The 22,836-nt window shown below is 31.5% G+C and carries 13 protein-coding genes and 1 tRNA gene; all 14 read right to left on the minus strand.

What is annotated here, in order from left to right; genetic code table 11:
- Positions 1 to 251: 251 nt before the first annotated feature.
- The 14 genes from A6I66_RS13155 to A6I66_RS13225 all read right to left on the minus strand — a co-directional run bounded on the left by A6I66_RS13155 (position 252) and on the right by A6I66_RS13225 (position 22,657).
- On the minus strand, positions 252 to 428 hold the full coding sequence (locus tag A6I66_RS13155) for a histone H1 (protein WP_067150168.1): 177 nt from the start codon (positions 426 to 428) through the stop codon (positions 252 to 254).
- A gap of 177 nt (positions 429 to 605) precedes the next feature.
- A complete protein-coding gene (locus tag A6I66_RS13160; protein ID WP_067150171.1) occupies positions 606 to 2,936 on the minus strand; it encodes a hypothetical protein in 2,331 nt (776 codons plus the stop codon).
- A gap of 4 nt (positions 2,937 to 2,940) precedes the next feature.
- Positions 2,941 to 4,152 carry a hypothetical protein gene (locus A6I66_RS13165; protein WP_067150174.1) on the minus strand — a complete coding sequence of 404 codons (1,212 nt, stop codon included), beginning with the start codon at positions 4,150 to 4,152 and terminating at the stop codon, positions 2,941 to 2,943.
- A 257-nt stretch (positions 4,153 to 4,409) separates the two neighbouring features.
- The gene (locus tag A6I66_RS13170) at positions 4,410 to 5,090 is read right to left on the minus strand and encodes a hypothetical protein (RefSeq protein WP_067150177.1); all 681 of its coding nucleotides are present in this window, start codon (positions 5,088 to 5,090) and stop codon (positions 4,410 to 4,412) included.
- A complete protein-coding gene (locus A6I66_RS13175; protein WP_067150180.1) occupies positions 5,044 to 11,511 on the minus strand; it encodes an AAA family ATPase in 6,468 nt (2,155 codons plus the stop codon). Before A6I66_RS13175 ends, A6I66_RS13170 begins: the two co-directional genes overlap by 47 nt.
- A gap of 347 nt (positions 11,512 to 11,858) precedes the next feature.
- Positions 11,859 to 13,145, minus strand: coding sequence for a site-specific integrase (locus tag A6I66_RS13180; RefSeq protein ID WP_067150184.1), 1,287 nt, complete (start codon positions 13,143 to 13,145; stop codon positions 11,859 to 11,861).
- A gap of 308 nt (positions 13,146 to 13,453) precedes the next feature.
- Positions 13,454 to 13,528: transfer RNA gene (locus A6I66_RS13185), tRNA-Pro, on the minus strand.
- A 182-nt stretch (positions 13,529 to 13,710) separates the two neighbouring features.
- Positions 13,711 to 14,691, minus strand: coding sequence for a thioredoxin-disulfide reductase (gene trxB, locus A6I66_RS13190; protein WP_067150191.1), 981 nt, complete (start codon positions 14,689 to 14,691; stop codon positions 13,711 to 13,713).
- Between the two features lie 156 nt (positions 14,692 to 14,847).
- Complete coding sequence (locus tag A6I66_RS13195; protein WP_067150194.1) at positions 14,848 to 16,977, minus strand: peptidylprolyl isomerase; 2,130 nt, start codon at positions 16,975 to 16,977, stop codon at positions 14,848 to 14,850.
- A gap of 132 nt (positions 16,978 to 17,109) precedes the next feature.
- Positions 17,110 to 18,399, minus strand: coding sequence for a hemolysin family protein (locus A6I66_RS13200; RefSeq protein WP_067150197.1), 1,290 nt, complete (start codon positions 18,397 to 18,399; stop codon positions 17,110 to 17,112).
- A gap of 270 nt (positions 18,400 to 18,669) precedes the next feature.
- Complete coding sequence (lptC, locus tag A6I66_RS13210; protein WP_067150203.1) at positions 18,670 to 19,224, minus strand: LPS export ABC transporter periplasmic protein LptC; 555 nt, start codon at positions 19,222 to 19,224, stop codon at positions 18,670 to 18,672.
- The gene (locus tag A6I66_RS13215; protein WP_067150207.1) at positions 19,224 to 20,603 is read right to left on the minus strand and encodes a hypothetical protein; all 1,380 of its coding nucleotides are present in this window, start codon (positions 20,601 to 20,603) and stop codon (positions 19,224 to 19,226) included. Before A6I66_RS13215 ends, lptC begins: the two co-directional genes overlap by 1 nt.
- A 15-nt stretch (positions 20,604 to 20,618) precedes the next feature.
- Positions 20,619 to 21,929 (minus strand): hypothetical protein, encoded by a 1,311-nt coding sequence (locus tag A6I66_RS13220; protein WP_067150210.1) that lies wholly within the window; start codon positions 21,927 to 21,929, stop codon positions 20,619 to 20,621.
- Complete coding sequence (locus A6I66_RS13225) at positions 21,926 to 22,657, minus strand: type III pantothenate kinase (RefSeq protein WP_067150213.1); 732 nt, start codon at positions 22,655 to 22,657, stop codon at positions 21,926 to 21,928. The genes A6I66_RS13220 and A6I66_RS13225 overlap by 4 nt, the downstream gene beginning before the upstream one ends.
- Positions 22,658 to 22,836 lie beyond the last annotated feature (179 nt).

Here is a 22,836-nt window from a genome sequence, read left to right on the forward strand (position 1 = left end):
TTTTTAGGGAAGGCTACATTTTTAGGGAAGGCTACAGAAATGCAGGGAAATGTACTGAAATGAACTATTAATAATACGTTGCATGAGGGGTAGCAGCGGCATCCTTTTGTGATTCCTAAAAATCACAAAAGATATAGCGGATAACCCGGCCCACTTACATTTTACATTTAAAAATGCAAGTGGCGTCATGCCCAAATAAAAATCCCCTCAATAACTTGAAGGGATGCTATAATTCCAAAAAATAAAATTTTTTATTTTTTGGACTCCTCTAAAGATACCTTACGAAATTCTTTCATAAGCTTAGTCATTTCTAAAGTGGCTTTACGAGCTCTGGTTCCTGCGGCTTTATTTCCACTATCTAACTGAGCATTAGCATCTTTGGCGAATGCTTCGAATTGTGCATTGATTTGTTCTACAAGTTCTTTCATAATGTGTTCCTTTTTTATTTTATCACTGCTAATGTAACATAAAATAAGAATATCTAAAGCCTATTCAAACACTTCATCTGAGATATTTCTGAAACCTCCCGCTTCTATAACTACAAGATAATAAACGCTTTTATATTATAAACAACATTATTGATAAACGAAATAAAAAATCACAATTTACCTATAAAACTTAGGCAACAATTTCTTTTCAAGATACATAACAAAACATTCTACAATTTCAACTTGAATTTCACGTTTTAGCAACCTAATTATATCCAATAAATGTTCTTTCTTCAAAGACAATTTTCCAATTGCCATTGCGTATAAAAACTCTAACAAAGCTTCTCCTTGATCATCATCATAATATTTAATAATTGTTTCCAACACTCCTTTCATTTCATAAGATAAATCATCATCTATAAAATAACTTAGTTCAGTAGAAAAAGCACTTCTTAAAATTGAAGCTTGAATAATCCCGTCATTGAAACGGTTAAAATTATTGGGAGAAAATAGATTTCTCACAAAAGGTGTTTGGTTTAAAGATTTATCAATTTTACTAGAATTTCTTAAATCATTTATAACATTATTAAAGGTAAAATAAATGTCTGATTGAGTTACGTGATTGACATAACCTTCAAAATTAAAAAAGGCAAAATTATTTCTAATCTGCAACACATCTTTCAAATTTTTAATTGGTGGAAAAAACAAATTATTAGATAATCCTTTTATCTCTTTTGAATAACTTTTATTTATAACATTCTTTCTTATCTCAAAAAACTTAAGTGAGGAATCATATTTCTCTTCATCTTTCAGTAAATCAATTATACTTTTCAAAAACTCCAATTCTTGTTGCCAATTATTATTTTTCGAAATGTTTGAACAATATATATTTTCTACCTCAATATATGTGCTTGTTTCAGGACCATACATACCCTGCTTTAGGTTAGATTTCAAAACTCTATGTAAAGAAGCATTTGTAACTCTAGTAATTCCGACAAAATAAACCACTCTTAATCCTTCATAGTTCCTCAATGCTCTACTTAAGTACAAAAGGTTTTTTCCATTAGATATACATGAACCAACAACCAAAACACTTCCCTCTGGACTTCTTTGAACCACTTTCGAAAATTCATCTTGGCTTACCACCTCTGGGATTGAATTATTGTTGTAATTCATTTTTATTTTATCTAGAATATAATTAGACAAATCTTTCGAAGAATCATCATTTAAATGAATTATGCACCGTGTATTACTAGGAACAAATTGATTTATATATGCATTTAACTTCTTTTTATAGTCACAAAACCTACCACTGTCACTCCTAATTCCTTTTAAAATTTCAGAATATTCTATATAGATATCATACTTATTTGAAGTTTCACTTTCTTCCTTATAATTTACTTTCAGAACAGTATCTTTCTTAGAGTATGACATAAATTCTTCTACAAAAGAGGAAAGCCTTTTATTTGCATCTGCAATTCCAATTAGAACAGGATTAATTTTTGGTTTTTCTAACAAGAAAACATCTCCGGAGACTTCAACTGGATAAGACCCTCGTTTACAATGCAAACAATCATCTTCTGTGTATGAATTATAAGCTTTAACCCCATTGGGGTTTGTTGTTTCATCATAAGTTAAATTACAAAGAACATTATCCCTTATATCAGAGTAATTTCCTTTTAAATCCAAGTAGTAAAGTACAACAATATTAGACCTTGCTATTTCCTTATGCTTACTGGTAATATAATTTAATATATTTCCTGATGTGGAGGCTGATATTATTAATAAAGCATTATTCTTATAATTAAGTTTATTTGAATACAACCCTTCATAAGAACTAAAACTTTCAATAGAGACTTGTGAGTCAACACCCTTTAAAAATCTACTTTTCAAACTTGACAAAGCTAAACCTATAGAATTTATAGATGAACTATCACAATAAATCTGACTATGTATTTCATCATTAAAATAATTTAACATTGAAAAAGCAATAAAGTTTATCTCGCAGCTATGCAAAAGTATATTTCCCGTTCTTAAAAATTTATCACAATGCTTACCTGATGGGAATACATAGTGGTGGCTTCCTTCTGTTTCTACTAATCCTCCTCTATTTATAAAAATATTTTGCAATCCTTCATTAAGAAATCCTTCCTTAAATTTTCGGGTAATATTTTTCCCTTTTAATTCTCTCAATTCTCCTTGCTTACCAAAGGTCAAAATGTAAATATTATCAAACAAAGAAGTTTCGTCTCTTTTTGGAATTTTTTTAAATGTTTTCTCCTTTCCTGTATCAAAAACCTCCAACAATCGACCCTCTAAATATTCACCACCTAACGCATAAATTTCATCTGTTTGAGAAAAACACTCATAAAACCTTCCTATTTCATCTATTAATATACTTTGATCAATTATTGTATTATCACAAAATATAACAGTGGTTGAAACTGTAACTAAATTAGATTCCCTTAATTTTTTATAATCGTATTTATATATATAAAAATTGTGCATAATATTAGCGATTAATAGATAATGGGTATATTATTGTTATTACTGAACCAGAAACATTTTGATAGTCTGAAAATTTTACATCAGAATTTTTAGACCAATCAAACAATTTCATTTCTTCAATTTTATCCGTTTCAATATTTATATATGGTTCTGTTATCAAATTTCTATAAACACAACTTTTCCCTGTTTTAATTCTTAACCAACCTTTTCCATTTAAAATTTGAAGAATTCTATCCAAACCTATCCCCTTATCAGATTTATTTAATCCTTTTGCTGAAGTATTATGCTTTATTAAACATTTCTTTATTATTTCTAGCTCTGTTAAATCTTCATTCCCCTTATTAAGAGATTTAAACTTCTTTATAAAGCCAGAACCACTATCAAAAACAGAAATTTCTAAAAAATAAACTTCTCCTTTATCATTCTCTTTTAAACGCTTGTTCTCAAAAAAATTTGAAATAGCTTTACTGGAAGAATAATGGTCTAACAATTTTGTACGTACCCTTTTATTCATTTTAATCAACACACCTCGTATATTAGGGTCAAATGGAACTCCTTCTTCATCTGTTTTAGCCCATTCAAAAGTATTCTTCATCAATTCGTAAACAATACTATTCAAATCTTTTTTTACTTCTTTATAAATAGTATGAATATCATTTCCGTAATTTCTTAATACATCATCTATCATCACTTTTTCTAAACTTATAGCCAAATCCCTTTCATTTGATATATAACTGCCATTTGATTCAAAGCATGGTAACCCCCCCATATCTCCAGGAAGGTGATCCAAATTAGTTAATAACAACTTATCACCTTTTAAAGCCTCTACTTTTGCCATTTTAATAAAGACTTTATTTAATTCAGTCCTCAATTGTTTCCTTAAACTATTTCCATCTAAATCATAAACTCCATTATTATTCCAAACTAATCCAATCAAAGGAAATAGATAATCGTTCCTACTGATACTTTCTAAAAACTTGGAATAATCTTTTTTTACGTCGATTATTAATTTTCCACTATTTTCACTTCTCAACCATGTAGATACAAACTGAATAATATTTGGAGTTAAACCCAAATAATCATTTTTCATTTCATAAGGAATAATAAGATCAATTAAAATTTCCTTTCGCTTTTTTAAAGTAGCTAACTCAACATATAATTTGTCAAGTTCTAGAAGATCAATATCCTTATTAATTTTTATTTTATTATTTGCCATAAATTTAAGTTTTACTCTCCTATTTAGTTAACAATAATACATTCAGTATAAAAATTATACAGAACAGGCTTTAATAGTTAAACAATCTAATACAGAGAAACAATCTATTTTAATTCACTAATAAGCTTCGTATACTAACAGTTTCAACCACTGTAATTTTTTATCATAAATCCATTATTAACAAACCGTCTTTCTTTATGTCCTTTGATTGGATTAGTTTCGAATAATTAAAATTAAAAACATATTTAGAAAACATCCTAAATCAGTCTACTTTTTACCTTCAACAATTCTTCTTTCTGCTTGTTTATTAGGGATTCCAATTCATCAAATATAAATTCAACTCTTTGCAAATTATCATCTGACACTTCGAAATTGTTAAAATCTATAACATCATTTTTAGTACGGGTTTTATCCATAACGTCAATAAGTTCAAGAAAATTGACTTGTTCTTTGTTAAGAAACGTTTTGTTCTCTTTCATCCACTCTTTATCCTTGCCCAAAATATCCTTATGCAAATTCATCTGAACAACTTTACTAAAAATTTTTTCAGAGTTATTCTTAACAATATCAACAAAAGTTGCCCATTCATTTTCTCGTTGAAGCGGATTATATTCTAACCATCGAGGTAATATCCTCAATTCTTTTTCTTCATTTATAATTTGTAAAATCTCTATTACAGGCTTTAAATCGTCTAAAGGTTTTCTAATTGGAACATTTTCTTTTTGAGCCCATATTTTTAAAATTATGTCGCAACATTCCGTTTGCAATAGTTTCTTCTCTTCTTTGGACTTTGTCTTTTCAACTTCTTGGATTAACTCTGCAATGTAGTGAGACATCCATCGCGCTAAGGTATTTAGAGAATATTCTAAATCTAATTCCTTTACTATTTTTTCACCCAATTTTAAAATCTCTTCCTCTGAGTGTTTTGACTGTTCCATCTGGCTTTATTAAAAAAAGTTTAACTTTATTTCTGTTATCATCATAATTTTTGCGATAAATTCTTTCTTCAAGCTGCCTTTCAATTACGCATTTAATTATTAATGATTTCTGTTCTGCTTTCAAAAATCTTATCAAGAAATCACTACTCACTTGAAATATACTTCCTGAGGTTAAAACTTGTGAATTGTATTTGCGATTTTCATATTCGTCATCTGTTATTTCGTTCCAATTTTTGTATTCACAGATAAGTTCATTTTCCATATACCCTTTTCTATATAGTACATTATAATCAATATCAAAATAACTATGAACTGTATTGCCAAACCGTATAAAACCTTTTGAAGTACCATTGAATAATGGGTCGTGTTTATCAATTCCTTCGTATTCACTCGTTATATCCAATAGCCATCCCTTTAAAGAAAAACCGTTTTCATCAATTGCCTTATCATCATATCTATACTCATCGTCGAAATCAACCTCTTCATAAGGAATCACATAATCATGACTGTCTTTTGTTGTTTGCAAGGCACGAAGCAGGGCGTCAGCTCCTTTATTGGATACTAAACAAGACTGGACACTCAATGACTCTTCATTAACTCCAATATGTTTGGTTGTTCCTCCGCAAACGATTAACCATTCATTTTCTACAGTGCTAATAAATCCTATCTTTTCATCGAAATACTCGTCTGCAATATTACCCCTCCACTCTTTATCAAACTTATCTATTTCGCTTTTCCAATACTGTGATTCAAGGGGAATAGGGTCTCTTAAATCAGATAACCATAAATCATCAAAAGCGTTAGCCTCAGAATCTAACCAATATTCCCAACTGTCCCAAGATTCTGTTTTTAGTAAGGGTTCTTTTTCTAACAAAAAATTAGCGGAACAGAACATTGCGTGATATTCAAAGTAACTCTCTAAATCCTCGATTTCAGGATTATTTCCGTGTCTTCTATACATTTTGCTCCAATCTCTTTCATATAACTGTCCTCTCAAATAATCATCATCTAAGCAATCGCCTGTGTATCCCCATTTTTCTGTAATAAACTTATCTGCCACATCTGCTACATCATATTCTGATAAATTAAAACACCTTCCAAGCCTACTATACCAGTATGGTAAAGTATCCATTGAATCGAACTTAAATTGCCAATCTTTTTCTGATTTTGATGAATATTTCCTTTGTTCTCTACTTAATGTTTTTTCTTCAACATATCCTAATTTTGTTTGATTTATAGATTTTATGTTTTGAACCTCAATATGTGTAAATAAGCTATCATCATAAGCATTAAGATTTAAGCAGGTCTTCTTAATGAATTGTCTTATTAATACATGAGGTAAATCTTCGTTCATCAATTCATCATAAAAGACATCTTTAAATTGAATAAGAATATTAGGGTTTTCGAGAGAAATTCTATCTATTGCTATCCAAAGGTACAACTTTGCAGACATACAATAATAGATATACTCCTTGTTCTGAAAAGGAAAACAATCTTTCTCGTTTTGTTTTTCTAATAAAACTTTAAGTATTTCTGTTTTATCGAGTTTTGCTAGTCTTCTAATCGAATGAATGGCTCTCCATCGTAATTTCTTATCAGGATAACCTAAAAGGAATCTCAAAAAATAAGCTATGTTTTGATTACTATCTGTTGGAGGTGTTAGTTCATCACGCCAACCACCATCTGCAAAACCGGGCTTAATTTTAGCATTCCATCTTTCAAGAATCCACTCTAATAACTCTTCATTTTCTCTTGGTTTGAGTTTATGTTTAATAACCTCAAAAGAACTATATATTGATTCATCTGAAAGTAAATCTATTTTTTGAGGCAAAATTTCTATCATAACATCTGCCAGTTTTTTAGCATCAATAGAAAATAAGTTAGCGAATTTCTTTAAAGACCAAATACTTAAAGCAATACCATAATCAAAGTGTTGAAGTTTATTCAACAAGATATATTTAAACTTTTCTTGCTTCCATTTTTTAATTTCTGGATAATAATCCCATTCATTTATAGCCTTTTCTATAATATTTTCAAATGTGTGAAAATCGAGTAATTTCTCATTGACATCAACTAAAGCGTTTAGAAATTGGGTGTATTCATTCGGAGCACATTTATCTACAATGTCTGATAGAAAATTTTCAATACCCCAACGATGATTGTAGCTATTAGCACTATTAACAATAATAGAATCAATTGCTTTTTCCAATTCTTTTGTTGAGGAAGTATCTATTGCTGATAGAACGATAATATGCTTAAAATCTCCTTTATTAAAACCGCTGATATTTGTTTCTTTATCATTTTTCTTCTCAAGTGAATCTAAAAAATCTATATAATTTTTGATTTCTGATACTGTGTTTTTATCTATGAACTTTCCAGACTTTACTTCATTATATATCTTTCTCACAAAGTGTTTGTCCTTATCCAATCGCAGATTATGAAATTCTGACTTTATGAATATGTCTTTAGTTTCTGGATTGCCTACCTCATCAAACTTCTGAATAAGCAACTTATATAATTGTTCTAATTCTTCATAATTGTAATTTGTTTTTATGGGGAGTAAAGATGCTGCCGTTATATGGTCAATATATTCATTTTCCAACGCCCTCTTGGACAGGTAATTTATTCTACTACCAATTGAAGCAATATTTCTATGATGCCATCTGCAAATTGTTGCAAACATTGAGGAAGTGTCTATATTACCAATGCCTAACAAACCTTCTAAATATGGAAAGTGCTTTTTATCATAATAGCCCAATTTCACATCACAATATTCAATGAAACGAGCATACTCGTAAGCTAATTTAGGATTTGGTTTCGTTATTCCAGTTCCTGACAAATAATATATAGATAAAATTTGAGTGAATGCCTCGTAATCAATCTCAGAAGTTGCCTTTATTGCTTCGTCAAAGAAATATTGCCCAAATGAATCATCTATTTTGCTACTCAAAAGCAAGCATTTAATATAATTCTCTACCATCTCATTAGCCGATAGTTCAGAGTCCTTAATTATTTTGTCTGATTGGTCTATTAATTGATATGATGTTTTCTCTATATCTCTTTGTAATATTATTTTATTCAGAACTTCAAAACGAAGCCTTAGTTTGTCTGTTTGACTGTCAAAAGAACTAATTACTACATCTATTAACTTAGTTCTATTTTTAAATAACAGAGCCACATCTGCTAATTTTCCAGATAAAAACAATAGTCTGTCATTTGACCAATGCCTGTTTTCATATTTGAAGTGATAATCATTTTTAATTTCACTACAAATGCTTTTAAATTTCGCTAAGCAAACTTTTTCATTAATTCTGTTAGTTAAAATGTCTGAATATAGTTGAAAAACAGGAATAGCGTATTTATAGAATCCTGTAAACTCCCTTTTATCACTTTCTAAATAATTTCTCTTCTCATAGTCTTCAATCTTATCTAAATCATTAAACTTCTCTGGATAGAAATTTTCTAAATCGGCTTCTTCTTCATTTAATGAAAGTATTAAAGTTTCCATGTTTAAAAAGTTACTCATTACTTTTTCTTCATCTTTATCAGAATAGCTATTGTAGAAATATGGAATCCTTTCTAATGGCTTGGTTTTTATTTTTTCCAAAATACCAAGTATTGTCTCTGTATCTATTTTGTGGTATGCTAATATTCCACAAAACTGTATAATTAACTGCTTGAAATTTTCTTTAAATTCAGTTTGAACTCTTGGTAATACATTTGCTAAGCGAATGGCAATAGAATTGATGTCGTAATTTATAGGAATACCATATTGAAAGGATTTGCAAATAATGAATACTTGAGAAACCAAACGAAACTTTGGGTATTTCAACCACGAATTAATTTCTTCATCTTTAGAATAGCTAATAATATTTTCAACTAAATAGTTGCCTACAGAAAGTCTAATCTCTTTTGGTCTCCATCTATTAATCGTTTCAATAGCTTTTTCAATACCAAATATTCTTAAAACAGCCTCCACCTCATATACTATATCAATAGTTTCAATAGTATAGTCTCTTAACTCTTCGTCCTTTTTCGACCTTCTCCAGTTAATCCATTCGCGGGCTGTTCTTAGGTGTTTTAAAACTATTTCTTTGTTTTCTACTCTACGTGAATATATTCCTGCTAATTTTAAATGAAATGAACCACCCCAAGGTTTTTCATTTGATTTCAGCTTAAGTCTGGATAATGAAACTTCATCTCCAAATCTGGAAACTAAGTCTGGATAATCAATTAATAACCGTGTAAGAGCCTTATCTGTTTTAGATTCCTCTGCTGCAATAAATAACAACTTGAAATAGGTTAGACTATCTTGAATATCCTTACTTACTTTTAAAGCCAACTTTGTTCTATTGGCATAAACTTCTTTATTTCGTATAGTGTCTTTTGGAAACTCTAATAATTCTCTCTTTAGAACTATTTCAACTAACTCTTTTTTGTAGTCGGCAGTAAACAGAAGACTTCCTAAATTAATTGAGGCATACTCATCTGTTTTTGATTTACTTAGTAATAACTTAGCTATTTGTTTTAATTCTTCCTTTGTGCTTTGATAAGTTTGCTTTACATAATTCTCGAAGTCCTCGTCTCTAAAACGAAACAAACCATCTTCTAAAATCAGACCGTTCCAAATATCAGACGAAAGGTCGCTTAAGAAACTTATTTCAACATTTAATATTTCTGATAGGTATTCAATAGGAACTGGTCTTGGAAGAGAAATTAATAGTTTAAAAAACTCCTCGACAAGAGGTCTTTTTTCTTTTCCTATTCTAATTACAGCCTGTTCAATCTTGTCTAAAATCAAATCTTCTACGACTTTTCCATTTGGTTTAAGGTAGTTTATAATTTCATTTATTCCCTGCTCTCTAAGGTCTAATGAATAGAATTGAACACGTGGAATGCCCTTTGTATATTTATGAAATTCTAAAATTTCTTCATCTGTAATGTCAGGAAAACTCTTTTTTATAAATAAAGTTGTTTCGTCTAAACTAAATGGCTTTAATTCAATATCAAGATATTTATCTGGTAGGTTAAGAGACTCCTTTCGGTAAGTTCTTGATGTCGCAATAAAATGACATCCATCTGGAATATCAATATTAAAAAGGTCTTCTATAAAACTCTTTTCCCCAAAATTTTGGGCAGCCGTTACACTATTATCTGCTGCATCTATTATGAATACAAGAGAAGCAAGGGGATTTCTATTTCGTAATATTTCTACACCTTTTTCTATTCTCCTAATAAATTCTGTCAAATAAACATCATCAGATTCATTCTGTACAAGTAAGAAATCAGTCCCAACATTCTTGGCTAGTTCATTTGCTATTTGGGTAATAGCGTTCTTATGCAGATGCCTCTTGTCTTCGGGATTTTGATATTTGCCTGCTCCGTAACTATCAAATAAAATACATTCTGAATATTCAGGAAGTCTATTTTTAGCTTGATTGATAATCGTTGATTTTCCTATTCCTGCTCCTCCGTGAATACAGATTGGTAAGTAGGTCGTATTCTGTTGTATTGCAAAAACGATATCATCCAATTGTTCTCGATTTACAACCTTGGAGTTTTTTTCAAAATTTTGTGATACTGGAAATAGGTTGTCAATACTACTAAACCCAAAATTAGTAACAACATCAATCAAAGTTATTGTTCTTTCTCCATCACTTTCAGGCATCATTTTCCTCCAAATCATTTGAAATAATGAATTGAATTGATTTTGAGACTTGATGCTTGTTTCAGCTATTGATTTTATTAACTCAAAATTTAATTTTTGTCTTGAATCTGCTCCGCAATCTTCAAAATCAAGCAATCTAATAAAGTCAGTAAACTCTGTTAAATTCAATCCAGAAGCCTGTCTCAATTCATCAAATGGTTTTCTGGATAAATTAGGCAACTTATTTAGAACAACATTAAAACTTAGAGGTCTTTTATTCTTACGTAGAAAACTATGTATTTGAGTAAATTGATTAAAGAGGGTAGTGTTAACACCTCTATTACTAACCAATTTTATAATTGTTTTTCTAATTACTTCATTTCTTCCGTATTCGTCTAAAAACACTTTAAAAGTTGTTGCTAACCTATGAATAATAGACCCTTTTTTAGATTTCTTTCCATTGTAAAGTTTAGAGTAAGTAAGACTCTCATTTGCTCTCCTTGTGCTGTATTTCAACTGAGAAATAATTACCGAGTTTGCGGTTTCAAAATCAATGCCTCCATAATATTCGGTAAGGTCTATTCCTAAAAATTTTTCGCCAGTAGGGTCTAATTTTTTTGAGGCATTCTCTTCAACACCTTCAATAGTTACAGCTTTCAATCCTTTCTCATCAAAATTTAATAAATCAAGAGATTTTTTGATGGCCCATAATATATGAAAGTCATCTCCTGCACTTGATAAATCCGCATCTGGTATTCTTTTGTTTTGACTCATTTGGTAGAACGATAAATTATAAGTTGTTCAATTGAAGATATTTTTTTAAATGTAAGAAAACCAACAAAAACCCATAAGCTAATTGAAATATTTTTGAACAATACAACTCATAATAAACCCTTAGCTTTACTCCGTAGGTACAATAATAGTCATTTAGAAAATATTACCTAATTACATTAAACAAAGAAGATTTATGGTTTTTACCCAAAAAAAACAACCTATACTTTCAAAAAAAAGATTCAAAATTCACAAAACTTATTTTTATAAGATCTATCTTCTAAATTACGACGTTTGACTGGCCGTATAGAATTATAAAACTCAAATCATCTGTAGTAAATTATAAAGAATTAAACAATCCGTAAATGAACAGATTCGAACTTAGGCGGCTTTACATTATTCTTATGCTCATTTTCTTTTAATACTTGCTTAAGCCGCGAAATATCCTTACTAATTTTTTTCTCCATTACTCGCGCGTATTTTTGAGTAGTAGATAATTTTGTATGACCAAGTAATTTGGAAACAGTTTCCAGAGGCACATCATTCAATAGTGTTACGGTAGTTGCAAATGTGTGTCTAGCAACATGAAAAGTAATATTCTTATCTATATCGACTTCTTTGATAATTGTTTTTAAGTATTTATTTACTGTTTGATTTGAAAAAACAGGTAATAAACCAGAAAATCTATCATTTTCGGCATTACTCAGATACTTATTAAGAATTTCAAGTGCCTGAGGTAAAAGAGGCACTTTCACCTTCGTTTTAGTCTTTTTTCGCCTTACATCTATCCATAATTTACCATCAACACCTTCAACAATACCTTCTTTCGTTAAACTTTTAATTTCAATGTAACTCAGACCAGTATAACAAGCAAACAAAAACATATCTTTTACAGTCATTAGACTAGAGTCATTTGAATTGAATCCATTTAAACATTTTAATTCCTCCGGTTCTAAAAAATCACTATCGTAATTTTCAAATTTTAATGAATACATATTAAATGGGTTTGTAATGATGCAACCTAATTTAACAGCTATATTAATTAACTTTTGAAAGCGCTCCATATGTTTCATTATCCCATTATTACTTAAAGGCTGTGATGCTTTCAACGAAGGTGTGGTTCTAAGAAATTGCTCAAACTCAACAATAAACTGGTAATCTATAAAATTTAGATGCAAATCATCTTTTTTATATTTATGCCGTATAAACCTCTTTAAATATTTCTCGGTTGCATTATAATTTTTAAGAGTTCCTTTTTCCAATTTAGTAGACTCTACTTCCCAATGGTACTTAATAATATCACATAGAGTGTCGAGTGATTTATCAGTCCCTAAATACCTTGACTTAATGGCTTGCGCAGAAATAGGTTTACCCTCAAAATACAATTGTCTATGACATTCAATTAGATTGGCATACACCTCATCAAGATAAAAGTTCACATTTTCGGAGCCTTTAATTCGTGGATTTAAACGAGAAGTTTCTAAACACCAGTCTGACTCAAGTGTTGATCTTTTAACACTTAAATCAACTCGCACTCCTTCAACATGAATACGGGCATAAATAGGAATATGACCATTTGGTCTAATGGATCTTTTTTTTAACCAGAAGGTTACACTGAACGTTTTTGGGCTTTTCATCACATTTCACTTTAGTTAAACAAAACATTAAAGTGAAAGTCAAATCTAATTTTACATGCTAATAGCCTGATGATTAGTACATATCTTCTATTAATGAGGACACCTATTAGGCATCTAAACAACAAGAAAACAAACTAACACAATTCATTAACATTCAGCAATTTATAAAAAATATCCTTTATAAAAAAGGACACCTAATAGGACACAGTTATATTCGATTTCAAATGAAATCAAACAAAACCAAAAAATATTAAAACACTGAAAATCATTTAATTAAGATTTTATTAGTTTTAAAAAATCGGTTTTTGTCGGGATGACAGGATTTGAACCTGCGACCACACGGCCCCCAGCCGTGTACGCTAACCGGACTGCGCCACATCCCGATATAAATCATTAAATAAAAGTATTGTGAGATTTTAATAAAATTGATTTAAAAGTCGTTAACTTGATATTATTTGTCAGGTTGAGCTTGTCGAAACCCACAATTGGTGTGGGTACAAGAAGATATTTCGACAAGCTCAATATGACACAGTCTTGAACTTTTAAATCAATTTTAGATTTTATTTTAATTGTAAGTTGAAGTCGCTACTTCAAAATCGGCATCCTTAGACGCTAAATAGCGTTCTGCATCAAGAGCTGCCATACAACCAGTACCAGCCGCTGTAATAGCTTGTCTGTATACATGATCGGCTGCATCACCAGAAACAAATACACCTTCAATATTCGTTTTAGAAGTACCAGGCACATTAATAATGTATCCTGTTTCATCCAAATCTAAGAATCCTTTAAAAATATCGGTGTTTGGTTTGTGTCCAATGGCTACGAAGAAACCAGTTGCTGGAATCTCATGTTTTTCTTTAGTCACTTTATTATAAACTCGCACACCGTTTACAACTTGTCCGTCACCTAAAACTTCATCAGTCTCCGTGTTAAACAAAATCTCGATGTTTTCGGTATTCTTAACACGATTAGCCATAATTTTAGAGGCTCTAAACTCATCTCTACGAACAAGCATCGTTACTTTTTTACAAAGTTTTGATAAATAATGAGCTTCCTCACAAGCTGAATCTCCTGCACCTACAATTACAACTTCTTGATTTCTATAAAAGAATCCGTCGCAAACCGCACAAGCAGAAACTCCGCCACCTAGTTTTAAATATTTTTGTTCTGAATCTAATCCTAAATATTTAGCAGAAGCACCTGTTGAAATAATAACCGTATCACAGTGAATTTCTTTTTCGTCGTTTACCCATACTTTATGTACATCGCCAGAGAAATCAACTTTGGTAATCCAACCATCGCGAACATCAGCCTCGAAACGCTCTGCTTGCTTTTGCAATTCCATCATCATTTCCGGACCTGTAACACCTTGTGGATATCCAGGAAAATTCTCAACTTCATTCGTTGTTGTTAATTGACCTCCTGGTTGCGTACCTTGATATAAAACAGGATTCATGTTAGCACGAGCTGCATAAATGGCTGCTGTGTAACCAGCAGGTCCCGATCCTATAATAAGGCATTTTACTTTTTCTATTGTTTCAGACATAATCTTAACTTTTTAACATCACAAAAGTAGCTTTTTTGTTAGAAAACTTACAGTTAATTTATCAACAGTTTTTATATGTTGATAATAATAACTTATAGCTACAAAAAAGCCCCGAAAAACGGGGCCTTTTAAATTTATATTTTAAAGTAATAACTTTTACTGAATTTGCGCTTCAGCTCTGTTATCTTCAATCTCGGCAGCATCTTTTAAAGCATTGTAAAGTCTCGCATTTACGATACTCGTTTTTTGTTGCTCAACACGATTAGCAGCTGCTTGATAATTTTCTAATTTTACTGCTGGTGTTACTTTAGTAACCTGTACAGCATACACCCCTTTTTCACCTTCTAATAAACCAGAAGTTTCACCTTCATTCAATCCGAAAGCAGCACCTACAATAAAAGGCTCTCTTCCTGCCCCAGAAATTGTTGGGTTTTTCATATTGATTCCAGTAGCTGTTTTAACAGACGTTTTTTCCGCAGCAGCGATATCTTCTAAAGAAGTTGCTGAAATTCTATCTTTAATCATTTCAGCTTTCTTTTCTTTTCTAAGAATTGGTAAAACTCTAGCTGTAGCATCATCAACAGACATTAATCCTGCTTTATTTTGAGCAACAACCTGTGCGATAACATAACCTCCAGGAATATTAAAACGTTTGATATCTCCTACTTCAATATCTTTTTCAAATGCCCAACGTACAATTGGTCTTTGGTTTCCAACACCAGGAATACTTTCGTCTAACACTTTAATACCGTTAACAGGTCTAACTGTGAATTTATTTTCTTTAGCAACAGCTTCAAAATCACCTTCACCAGCTTTTATTTCGAAGTTAGAAGCGTCTCTAAACACTTTATCAGTAGTCGCTTCTGATGGCTCAATTTTTCTAGCAATCGTTCCTACTTGAACGGCTCTTTTTGGATCCTTAAGACCTTCAATTTCTATAATATGAAAACCGAATACGGTTTTAACGACACCTAAATCTCCTACTTTACCACCAAACTCAAAATCGTTGAATTCTGGTACCATAGATCCGTAAGCGTGCCAATCGTAACGCCCTTCATTTGAAACACTTCCTTGATCTGTAGAATATTCAGTAACAAATTCTGGGAATTTAGAACGATCTGTTTTTAAAACAGCTAATAAACTATCGGCTGTAGATTTCGCTTGCTCTTCAGTTTGTGTCACCTCAGCAGTAGCACTTCTAGACCCTAAGAAAGGGATTAAAATATGTCTAACTTTAGCTGAATCTGGAATTTGTTTTACTGCAACAACCTTTGAGATTTTGAAGAAACCTGATTCTTTGTATGGTCCGTAAACTTGACCTTCTTCTAAATTAAAAATATCATCAGCAAATTCTTCAGGTAAGTTTTCTTTAAATAAGAAACTCTTATTGAATTTAATATCTGAAGCAGCAACAGAGTTGATATAATCTTCATTATCGGTAGCTTCAGCAAAAGCTGTAATAACATTTTTTCTACCGTTAGCATCAACTAACTGTCCTTTTTTATATCTGTTAAGTTCTTCTTTAATCATGTTTTCATCTTCTACAGATGCTTCCTCTTTGAACTCAACAAAACGAATATCTCTTGAAGCCTCAACTTCAAATTGTTTTTTATTGTCATTAATATAATCAGAGATATCCGATTTACTAACTTTTACAAGGCTATCTGGAATAGTTGTATACGCCACTTGCACGTATTTCAAATCTACTTTATTACCTTCTAATTGGTGCTCTAATTCCCCTTCGGCTAAAGTTCCTGTTAAACCAGCTTTAACCATATTGTAATAGTTTTGGTTAAGCGCGTTTGCAGCGATTTGTTTTTCGTAATTCACCCAGCTTTCAAAACCTGCAGGCGAAGTTTCCTTAAGGTTAGCGATATATTCATTTAATTTATTCTCATCGAAAATGCCAGCCTCATTTAAAAACTCCGGGCTTGTAGCTAAAGATGTTCTTAACAAATCTCTCATTTGATCTTTCTCTACAGTAATTCCAAGCTCTTCAAACTGAGTTTCCATAATGGCTTGTCTTACTTCTTGCTCCCAAACACGGTTCATAACTTGAGTGTTTGTTGCTGTTGGTCCCGCTTGTCTTTGTGCGACTTCAACTTTTTGTAAAAAAGCTTCACGTGTAATTTCTTTACCGTTAACCGTAGCAATAACATTTTGAGATTTTGCGGTTAGCGCATCAGAGTTTCTGAACAAATCTGCTAATACAAAAGCAAAAAGTGCTAACGCAATAATTAATATTAAGAATAGTGAACGTTGTCTAATCTTGTTTAAAACTGCCATTTGTAAATTAAATTTTTAATGTCCCCATGGGGGAATTCTAGTTAAATTGCTGTCAATTATAGACTAACTGACAAAAATATCGTGCGCGAAAATACCATTTTCCTTTTAATAATAAAAGTAGAACTTTGTATTTTAATCGTCATCTAATACAATAAGTTCGACCAAATCAATTTTAGTATTGGAGACTTCTAAAATCGTGAATTGAAAGTTGTCTATTTTTACGATTTCATTTTGTGCGGGAATCTCTTCGGTATGGTTAACTATAAGCCCTCCTAGTGTTTCATAATTCTCACTTTCAGGAAGTTCGAGCTTATAATTTTCATTGAGATAATCAACTTCTAAACGCGCAGAGAATTTATAGGTTTCATCATCTAATACATCTTCAATAAGGTCTACCGAATCGTGTTCATCTTCAATTTCACCAAATAATTCTTCAACAATATCCTCTACAGTCATCATCCCTGAAGTTCCACCATACTCATCCAGCACCACAGCAATACTTCTTCTTTTTTTAGTAAGCACACTAAGCACATCTTTAATCAGTACCGTTTCTGGAACGAATTCAACAGGGGTAATCATCGATTTGATGTTTGTAGATTTTCTAAACAACTCGAAGGAATGCACGTAGCCAATAACATCGTCGATGGTTTCTTTATATACCAAAATTTTAGTACGCCCTGTTTCTGTAAATAAAGCGTTTAATGATTTAATGGAATCATTAATCTCAACGGCAATAATTTCTGTTCTAGGAATCATCACCTCTCTAGCTTTTACTTCTGAAAACTCTAGGGCATTTTGAAAAATCTGAATCTCACTATCAACATCATCATGCGCTTCAACAGACTGCATTTGTTCACTGATGTAATTCCCCAACTCGACTTTGGTAAACGCCAATTGAATTTGATCGCCTTCTGTTTTAAAAAATACTTTTAAAATGAAATCGGAAATCCAAATCACAAAATCGGACACTACTGAAAAAAAGAAATAGAAAAAATACGCTGGAATAGCCAAGGCTTTAATGAGGCTATTGGCATAAATTTGAAAAAAAACTTTAGGTAAAAATTCAGCTGTAATTAAGATTACTAAAGTGGAAATAATGGTTTGTGAGAGCAAACTTAAATCGGTTAATAGATAATCTAGAAAACCATAAGAAGTTGGTAATAAGGATTGAAACCAACTCACTAATAAATCGCCCATAAAAAAACCATATACTACTAGGGCAATATTATTACCAATAAGCATGGTAGTGATAAACTTTGATGGCTTGGCGGTAAGTTTTCTTAAAACCCTTGCCAATACACCATCCTGCTTCTTTTCAATCTCGACATGGATTTTATTTGAAGACACATAAGCAATCTCCATGCCTGAGAAAAAAGCAGAAAGTATTAAAGTTACAATGATAATGACCACGTAAATACTCATGTACTTTTACCTCTTATTATGGTTATCGTCGTATTTCTTTCGGAATTTAGATCGAAAAAAAAACATAAATACTGCTAAACCGGCTAAAGCAAAAGAGAGGTATGCCCCATTTTGGCTTACAGGCCATTTTGTAATACCGTCGTATATGAATAAAGCAGCAAAAACTAAATAAGCATATTGAAAAATCTTATAATATTTCATTATTAGTAGTGAATTGTAATAGAATGTAAAGGTAATTAAATTTGAATAGCTTAAGTTGAATAATAAAAATTACTCTTCTAAGGTAATGATTCCTGTTACTTCAAGCACTTCAGCATTTGTGAATTTTGTATTGGAATCGAAGCCATGACCATTAATAATATCTTGCTCCGATTTGAATGAAACAGCTTCATTAGTATACAGCCATTCATTTTTTTGATCGTAATACAATTGATCAGTTTTTAAAACACGATTATCGTGGGTAGTAATTACGACATTACTTTGCATGTCGATTAAGTCGGTATCGGTATATACAATAGCATAATCGGCTATCACGACACTTTTTTGATTTTTTTCATCGAAAATATCTAATTCAACACCATCAACAAACTCATGAAAAGGAAAATCTCGATTAGAATAATCTAAGGCCTTTGTACTAATTAAATTAGCTGTTACTCTTCCTGAATCAGTATATTTTAAATTCAGATTATAATCGACACCGATGGGTTCATTTTCAGAAATCCCAATTTTTTGTACTTCCTTGAAATTATCTTGGCATGAAAAAAACATAGCCACAGTAAAAACTGTGACTATGTTTAAAATTTTATATGAAATACATGTTTTCATTAGATACTTGGTACAGTTACCGAAGCACCAATCCAACAACCAATGTTGATTGTTTGACCTGCTCTTCCTGAACTGAAAATTTCAGATTTTTGTGGTGCTTTAGCTTCGTAACTTGCTGAAGACTTAGATGCCGCACTAGACATTGTAGGATCTACTTTAGAAGCTTTTCTTGCTTCACTTGCAGCTAACCAGTAAACAGCTCTTTTATCGAAGTTAGTCTCTCCACAGTTATTTGCACTCGCAGCATACATGGCAGCAATAGCGATGTGAGGTCTTCCGTTAGAAGGGTTCAAACTAAGAGCTTTTCTATAATAATCTCTTGCTTTAGAATAGCTGTGCTTTGCTTTAAACTTAGTTGCTACTCTGTAGTAAAGTTTAGATTTCTTAAAGCTATCTTTTTCTAAGCTAATCGCTTGTTCGTAAAACTTAATAGCTTCATTCGTTTTATTTTCTTTATCCTTTAAGATCCCTAAGTAATAAGCCGAGTTTGCAGACGGACTTAACTCATGGTAAGCATTTACCAATTTAAAGAATAATGGATCGTCTGTACATTCTTTTTCAGACATTTTTCCTGCAGCTCTTTGTAACCAAACAGCATTAGATTTGTTAGCTTCAAAGTCTTTTGTATATAAAGGAATAAGGTTTTCACAGTTTGCTCTATCTCCTAATTTTTGATCGATACCAGAAGCAATTTGATCGTAAGCTTTTAAGTAACTTTCATAGTACTTTTTATATTTAGCTTCCTTTTTAGTTAAAGCTGTACCAGCTTCTTCCTTTTCGATTAATTTGTTTAAGTCTTCAGAGTAATTTTGAATTTCTCCTTCAACTTTTTCAGCGATATCATCATATTTATTGAATAAATCGGCTGCAGGTTTTTTACCAGCATCATACAAATCAACCATTAAAGAGAAATAGGTATATAAACTCTTAGGGTTTGTAAAAGTATCTTTATCTAAGTTATAGGCGTCATCAAAACATTTGTATAACTCCTCATCAGTCTTCTTTAATACATCTCTGTTATCGTAAAGTAACTGACAAGATTTAGCTGCATACTCTCCCTTAGGTGTTTTAGAAGGATAGTGTAATGCACGCTCATCCCATAATTTTACAAGATCATTAATGTAAGCTATTTTATCTGCTCCAGTTGCGTTATCAATTTTATGGTTTAAAATTTTCTCCCCATCTGAATAAATAGCATTACTGTACTTTGGACATTTGTTTCTAACGGCCATCCAAGGCTCGTAAGCCGCGTCGTAATTTTTCGCTTTAGCATACTCATGAAATATTGAAAGTTTTGAGATGCACTCTTCATCTTGCTGTGCAAAACCAAAATTTAATCCAATAAATAAAAGTGTTAAAAATGTGATTTTTGTCTTCATAATTATTTTAATCTGTTAATCGTACTTTCTCTTTTGAAACCATCTATCGTTCAAAGATAGACTTATTTGAAAATTTATATAATTCTCTTGTATCAAATTGCTTTTTGTTGTTCCGCGTTTACCAAATTCAAGTCCTAGGTTTGCATTTGAAAAAAGTCTAGAATCTCCAACTGGTAATCCTGTTCCAAAAGATATGCCAAACTCTTTAATGGTCTCACCATTAATATTTAACCCTGTGTTTTCCAATCTTAAACCTCCCCTATAAACAATACGTTTAAAGTAGTTTGAGAATGAATTATACTGTGGGATAAAAAAACCTCCTAAAGAAAATCTGGAACCGTTTTCGTATACAGCTCCTGTGGTAGTATACAAAGGGTTTGAGAATTCACTCGTATTTTGAGCCATATATTCGGCTCCTAAAAACCAGCTTCTTGGCTGGCCAATCCCTACCCCAAAAGTAATTTTTGAAGGCAAAGTTAAATCGGTTTCTCTTAAACCTTTAGCCTCTAAATTGTCTTCAACCGTATTAAATATGGACTCTACCCCTGTACTTGAATTGATAATTATAGATGAGTAGCTACGTTCATTCACAGAATGTAAATTACTTTGAGCCGTATATGTTAATCCTGATACGATCTCTAATCTTTCGGTAATCTTTCTTTTGTAAGACACCCCAAGATTAAAATTAACGCCACTTAAATCCGATCGGTTATCTTCACGAGTTTGGAATTGTGTAGGTACATCGCCATCATATTGAAAAGCGATAATACTATTTTGAATATTCCCAAAATTATATTGTACATCAAAACCAACTGAAAGTCCGCTCATCACTTGGTAACCTACACCGACAAACACCTTGTTAATACCACCTTCACCTCTAAATCGATTTCCAATGTTACCATTATCATTTAAATTATCTAGTTTATATCCTACCGAGCTATACGGCATGATACCCACACCAAACCCGAACTTCCCTACTGGGAATGACATGGCTAAATAATTAAAAGTTGTAGATGATGTTTTTCCTGTATCAGTTTCACTCTTTAAGGTTGTACTTTGGTAAGACCCTCCAACCGTATACTTAACTGGCCTACTTTGTCCGCCCCAAGAAGCAAGATTCTCCCCTGCAAAAGAGGCTGGGTTTCGTAAGTTAACGTGAATACTATCGTTATAGATACTCAAACCACCCATACTCCTATTTTCTACTGTACCTTTAAAATTGAGATTACCAATCCCATAATATGAATACGGAGAAACTGTTGATTGCTGGCTATGACCTTTAATTGCAAAAATTACAATAAAAACTAATACAAGTTTTTTTATCATTCGTTTGAGTTAAGTTGTAAAATATAGTTCAATCCTTCCAAAAGAAAATTTGAATGGGCAAATATGCTACTTTTTAATTGTTTAGACAAGAATTTCGTGTCGCCTCCTGTTAAAATAACTGTTAAATCTGAATATTTATTTTTATAATTTGCTATAACACCTTCAATTTCATTAAGCACACCATATACCACACCCGAATGAATTGAAGCTGCTGTAGAGTTACCAATAAAATCTTCTGGAACCGTTAATTCTAACAACGGTAATTTTGCAGTTAAATTATTTAAAGCTTTGTAGCGCATGTTTAATCCTGGGGAAATAGCTCCACCCAAATACCTGTTTTTGGCTGTTATAAAATCGTAAGTAATACAAGTTCCAGCATCTATAATAAGCACATTTTTATGCAGAAAGTGTTTTACGGCGGCACAAACTAAAGCGATACGATCTACCCCTAAGGTATTAGGAGTCCCATAATCATTAATGAATGGAAGTTTTAATTGCGCGTCTAGAATTAATAAGTTGAATGTTTTTTTTAAGGTATCTATTTGGTCGGAATTTAAATGACCTACGGAAGAAACCACCGCTTTATTAAGCTGGGGCATATCTGCTTTTAAGGTACGAACAGCATTTAAAAGATTTTCTAACGCTACAATTCTTTTTTCCTGAAGCTCATCGGCATCAAATACCGCCAGTTTCACGAAAGAATTCCCAACATCAATAACTAAATTCATCTGTAAATCAAAAAAGGGTAAATTTACAAAAGAAGAAACAATAACAAAGGCATACCGTATTTAATTAACATTAAATTAGTTAGCTTTTGAATCAAAAAAAATTTAAAAATAATTGATTTTTTTAGCTTTTAGATTTGGCAGAATCTAAAATAGGATATATATTTGCAACCGCTTTAGCG

It is taken from the genome of Pseudotamlana agarivorans (genome assembly GCF_001642835.1).
GTDB lineage: Bacteria > Bacteroidota > Bacteroidia > Flavobacteriales > Flavobacteriaceae > Pseudotamlana > Pseudotamlana agarivorans.

Coding starts and splice junctions, on each gene's coding strand:
- A6I66_RS13220 (WP_067150210.1), bottom strand. CDS start 21,929: ATGATAAAAAAACTTGTATTAGTTTTTATTGTAATTTTTGCAATTAAA.
- A6I66_RS13160 (WP_067150171.1), bottom strand. CDS start 2,936: ATGCACAATTTTTATATATATAAATACGATTATAAAAAATTAAGGGAA.
- A6I66_RS13200 (WP_067150197.1), bottom strand. CDS start 18,399: ATGAGTATTTACGTGGTCATTATCATTGTAACTTTAATACTTTCTGCT.
- A6I66_RS13165 (WP_067150174.1), bottom strand. CDS start 4,152: ATGGCAAATAATAAAATAAAAATTAATAAGGATATTGATCTTCTAGAA.
- A6I66_RS13170 (WP_067150177.1), bottom strand. CDS start 5,090: ATGGAACAGTCAAAACACTCAGAGGAAGAGATTTTAAAATTGGGTGAA.
- A6I66_RS13195 (WP_067150194.1), bottom strand. CDS start 16,977: ATGGCAGTTTTAAACAAGATTAGACAACGTTCACTATTCTTAATATTA.
- trxB (WP_067150191.1), bottom strand. CDS start 14,691: ATGTCTGAAACAATAGAAAAAGTAAAATGCCTTATTATAGGATCGGGA.
- A6I66_RS13155 (WP_067150168.1), bottom strand. CDS start 428: ATGAAAGAACTTGTAGAACAAATCAATGCACAATTCGAAGCATTCGCC.
- A6I66_RS13180 (WP_067150184.1), bottom strand. CDS start 13,145: ATGAAAAGCCCAAAAACGTTCAGTGTAACCTTCTGGTTAAAAAAAAGA.
- A6I66_RS13175 (WP_067150180.1), bottom strand. CDS start 11,511: ATGAGTCAAAACAAAAGAATACCAGATGCGGATTTATCAAGTGCAGGA.
- lptC (WP_067150203.1), bottom strand. CDS start 19,224: ATGAAAACATGTATTTCATATAAAATTTTAAACATAGTCACAGTTTTT.
- A6I66_RS13215 (WP_067150207.1), bottom strand. CDS start 20,603: ATGAAGACAAAAATCACATTTTTAACACTTTTATTTATTGGATTAAAT.
- A6I66_RS13225 (WP_067150213.1), bottom strand. CDS start 22,657: ATGAATTTAGTTATTGATGTTGGGAATTCTTTCGTGAAACTGGCGGTA.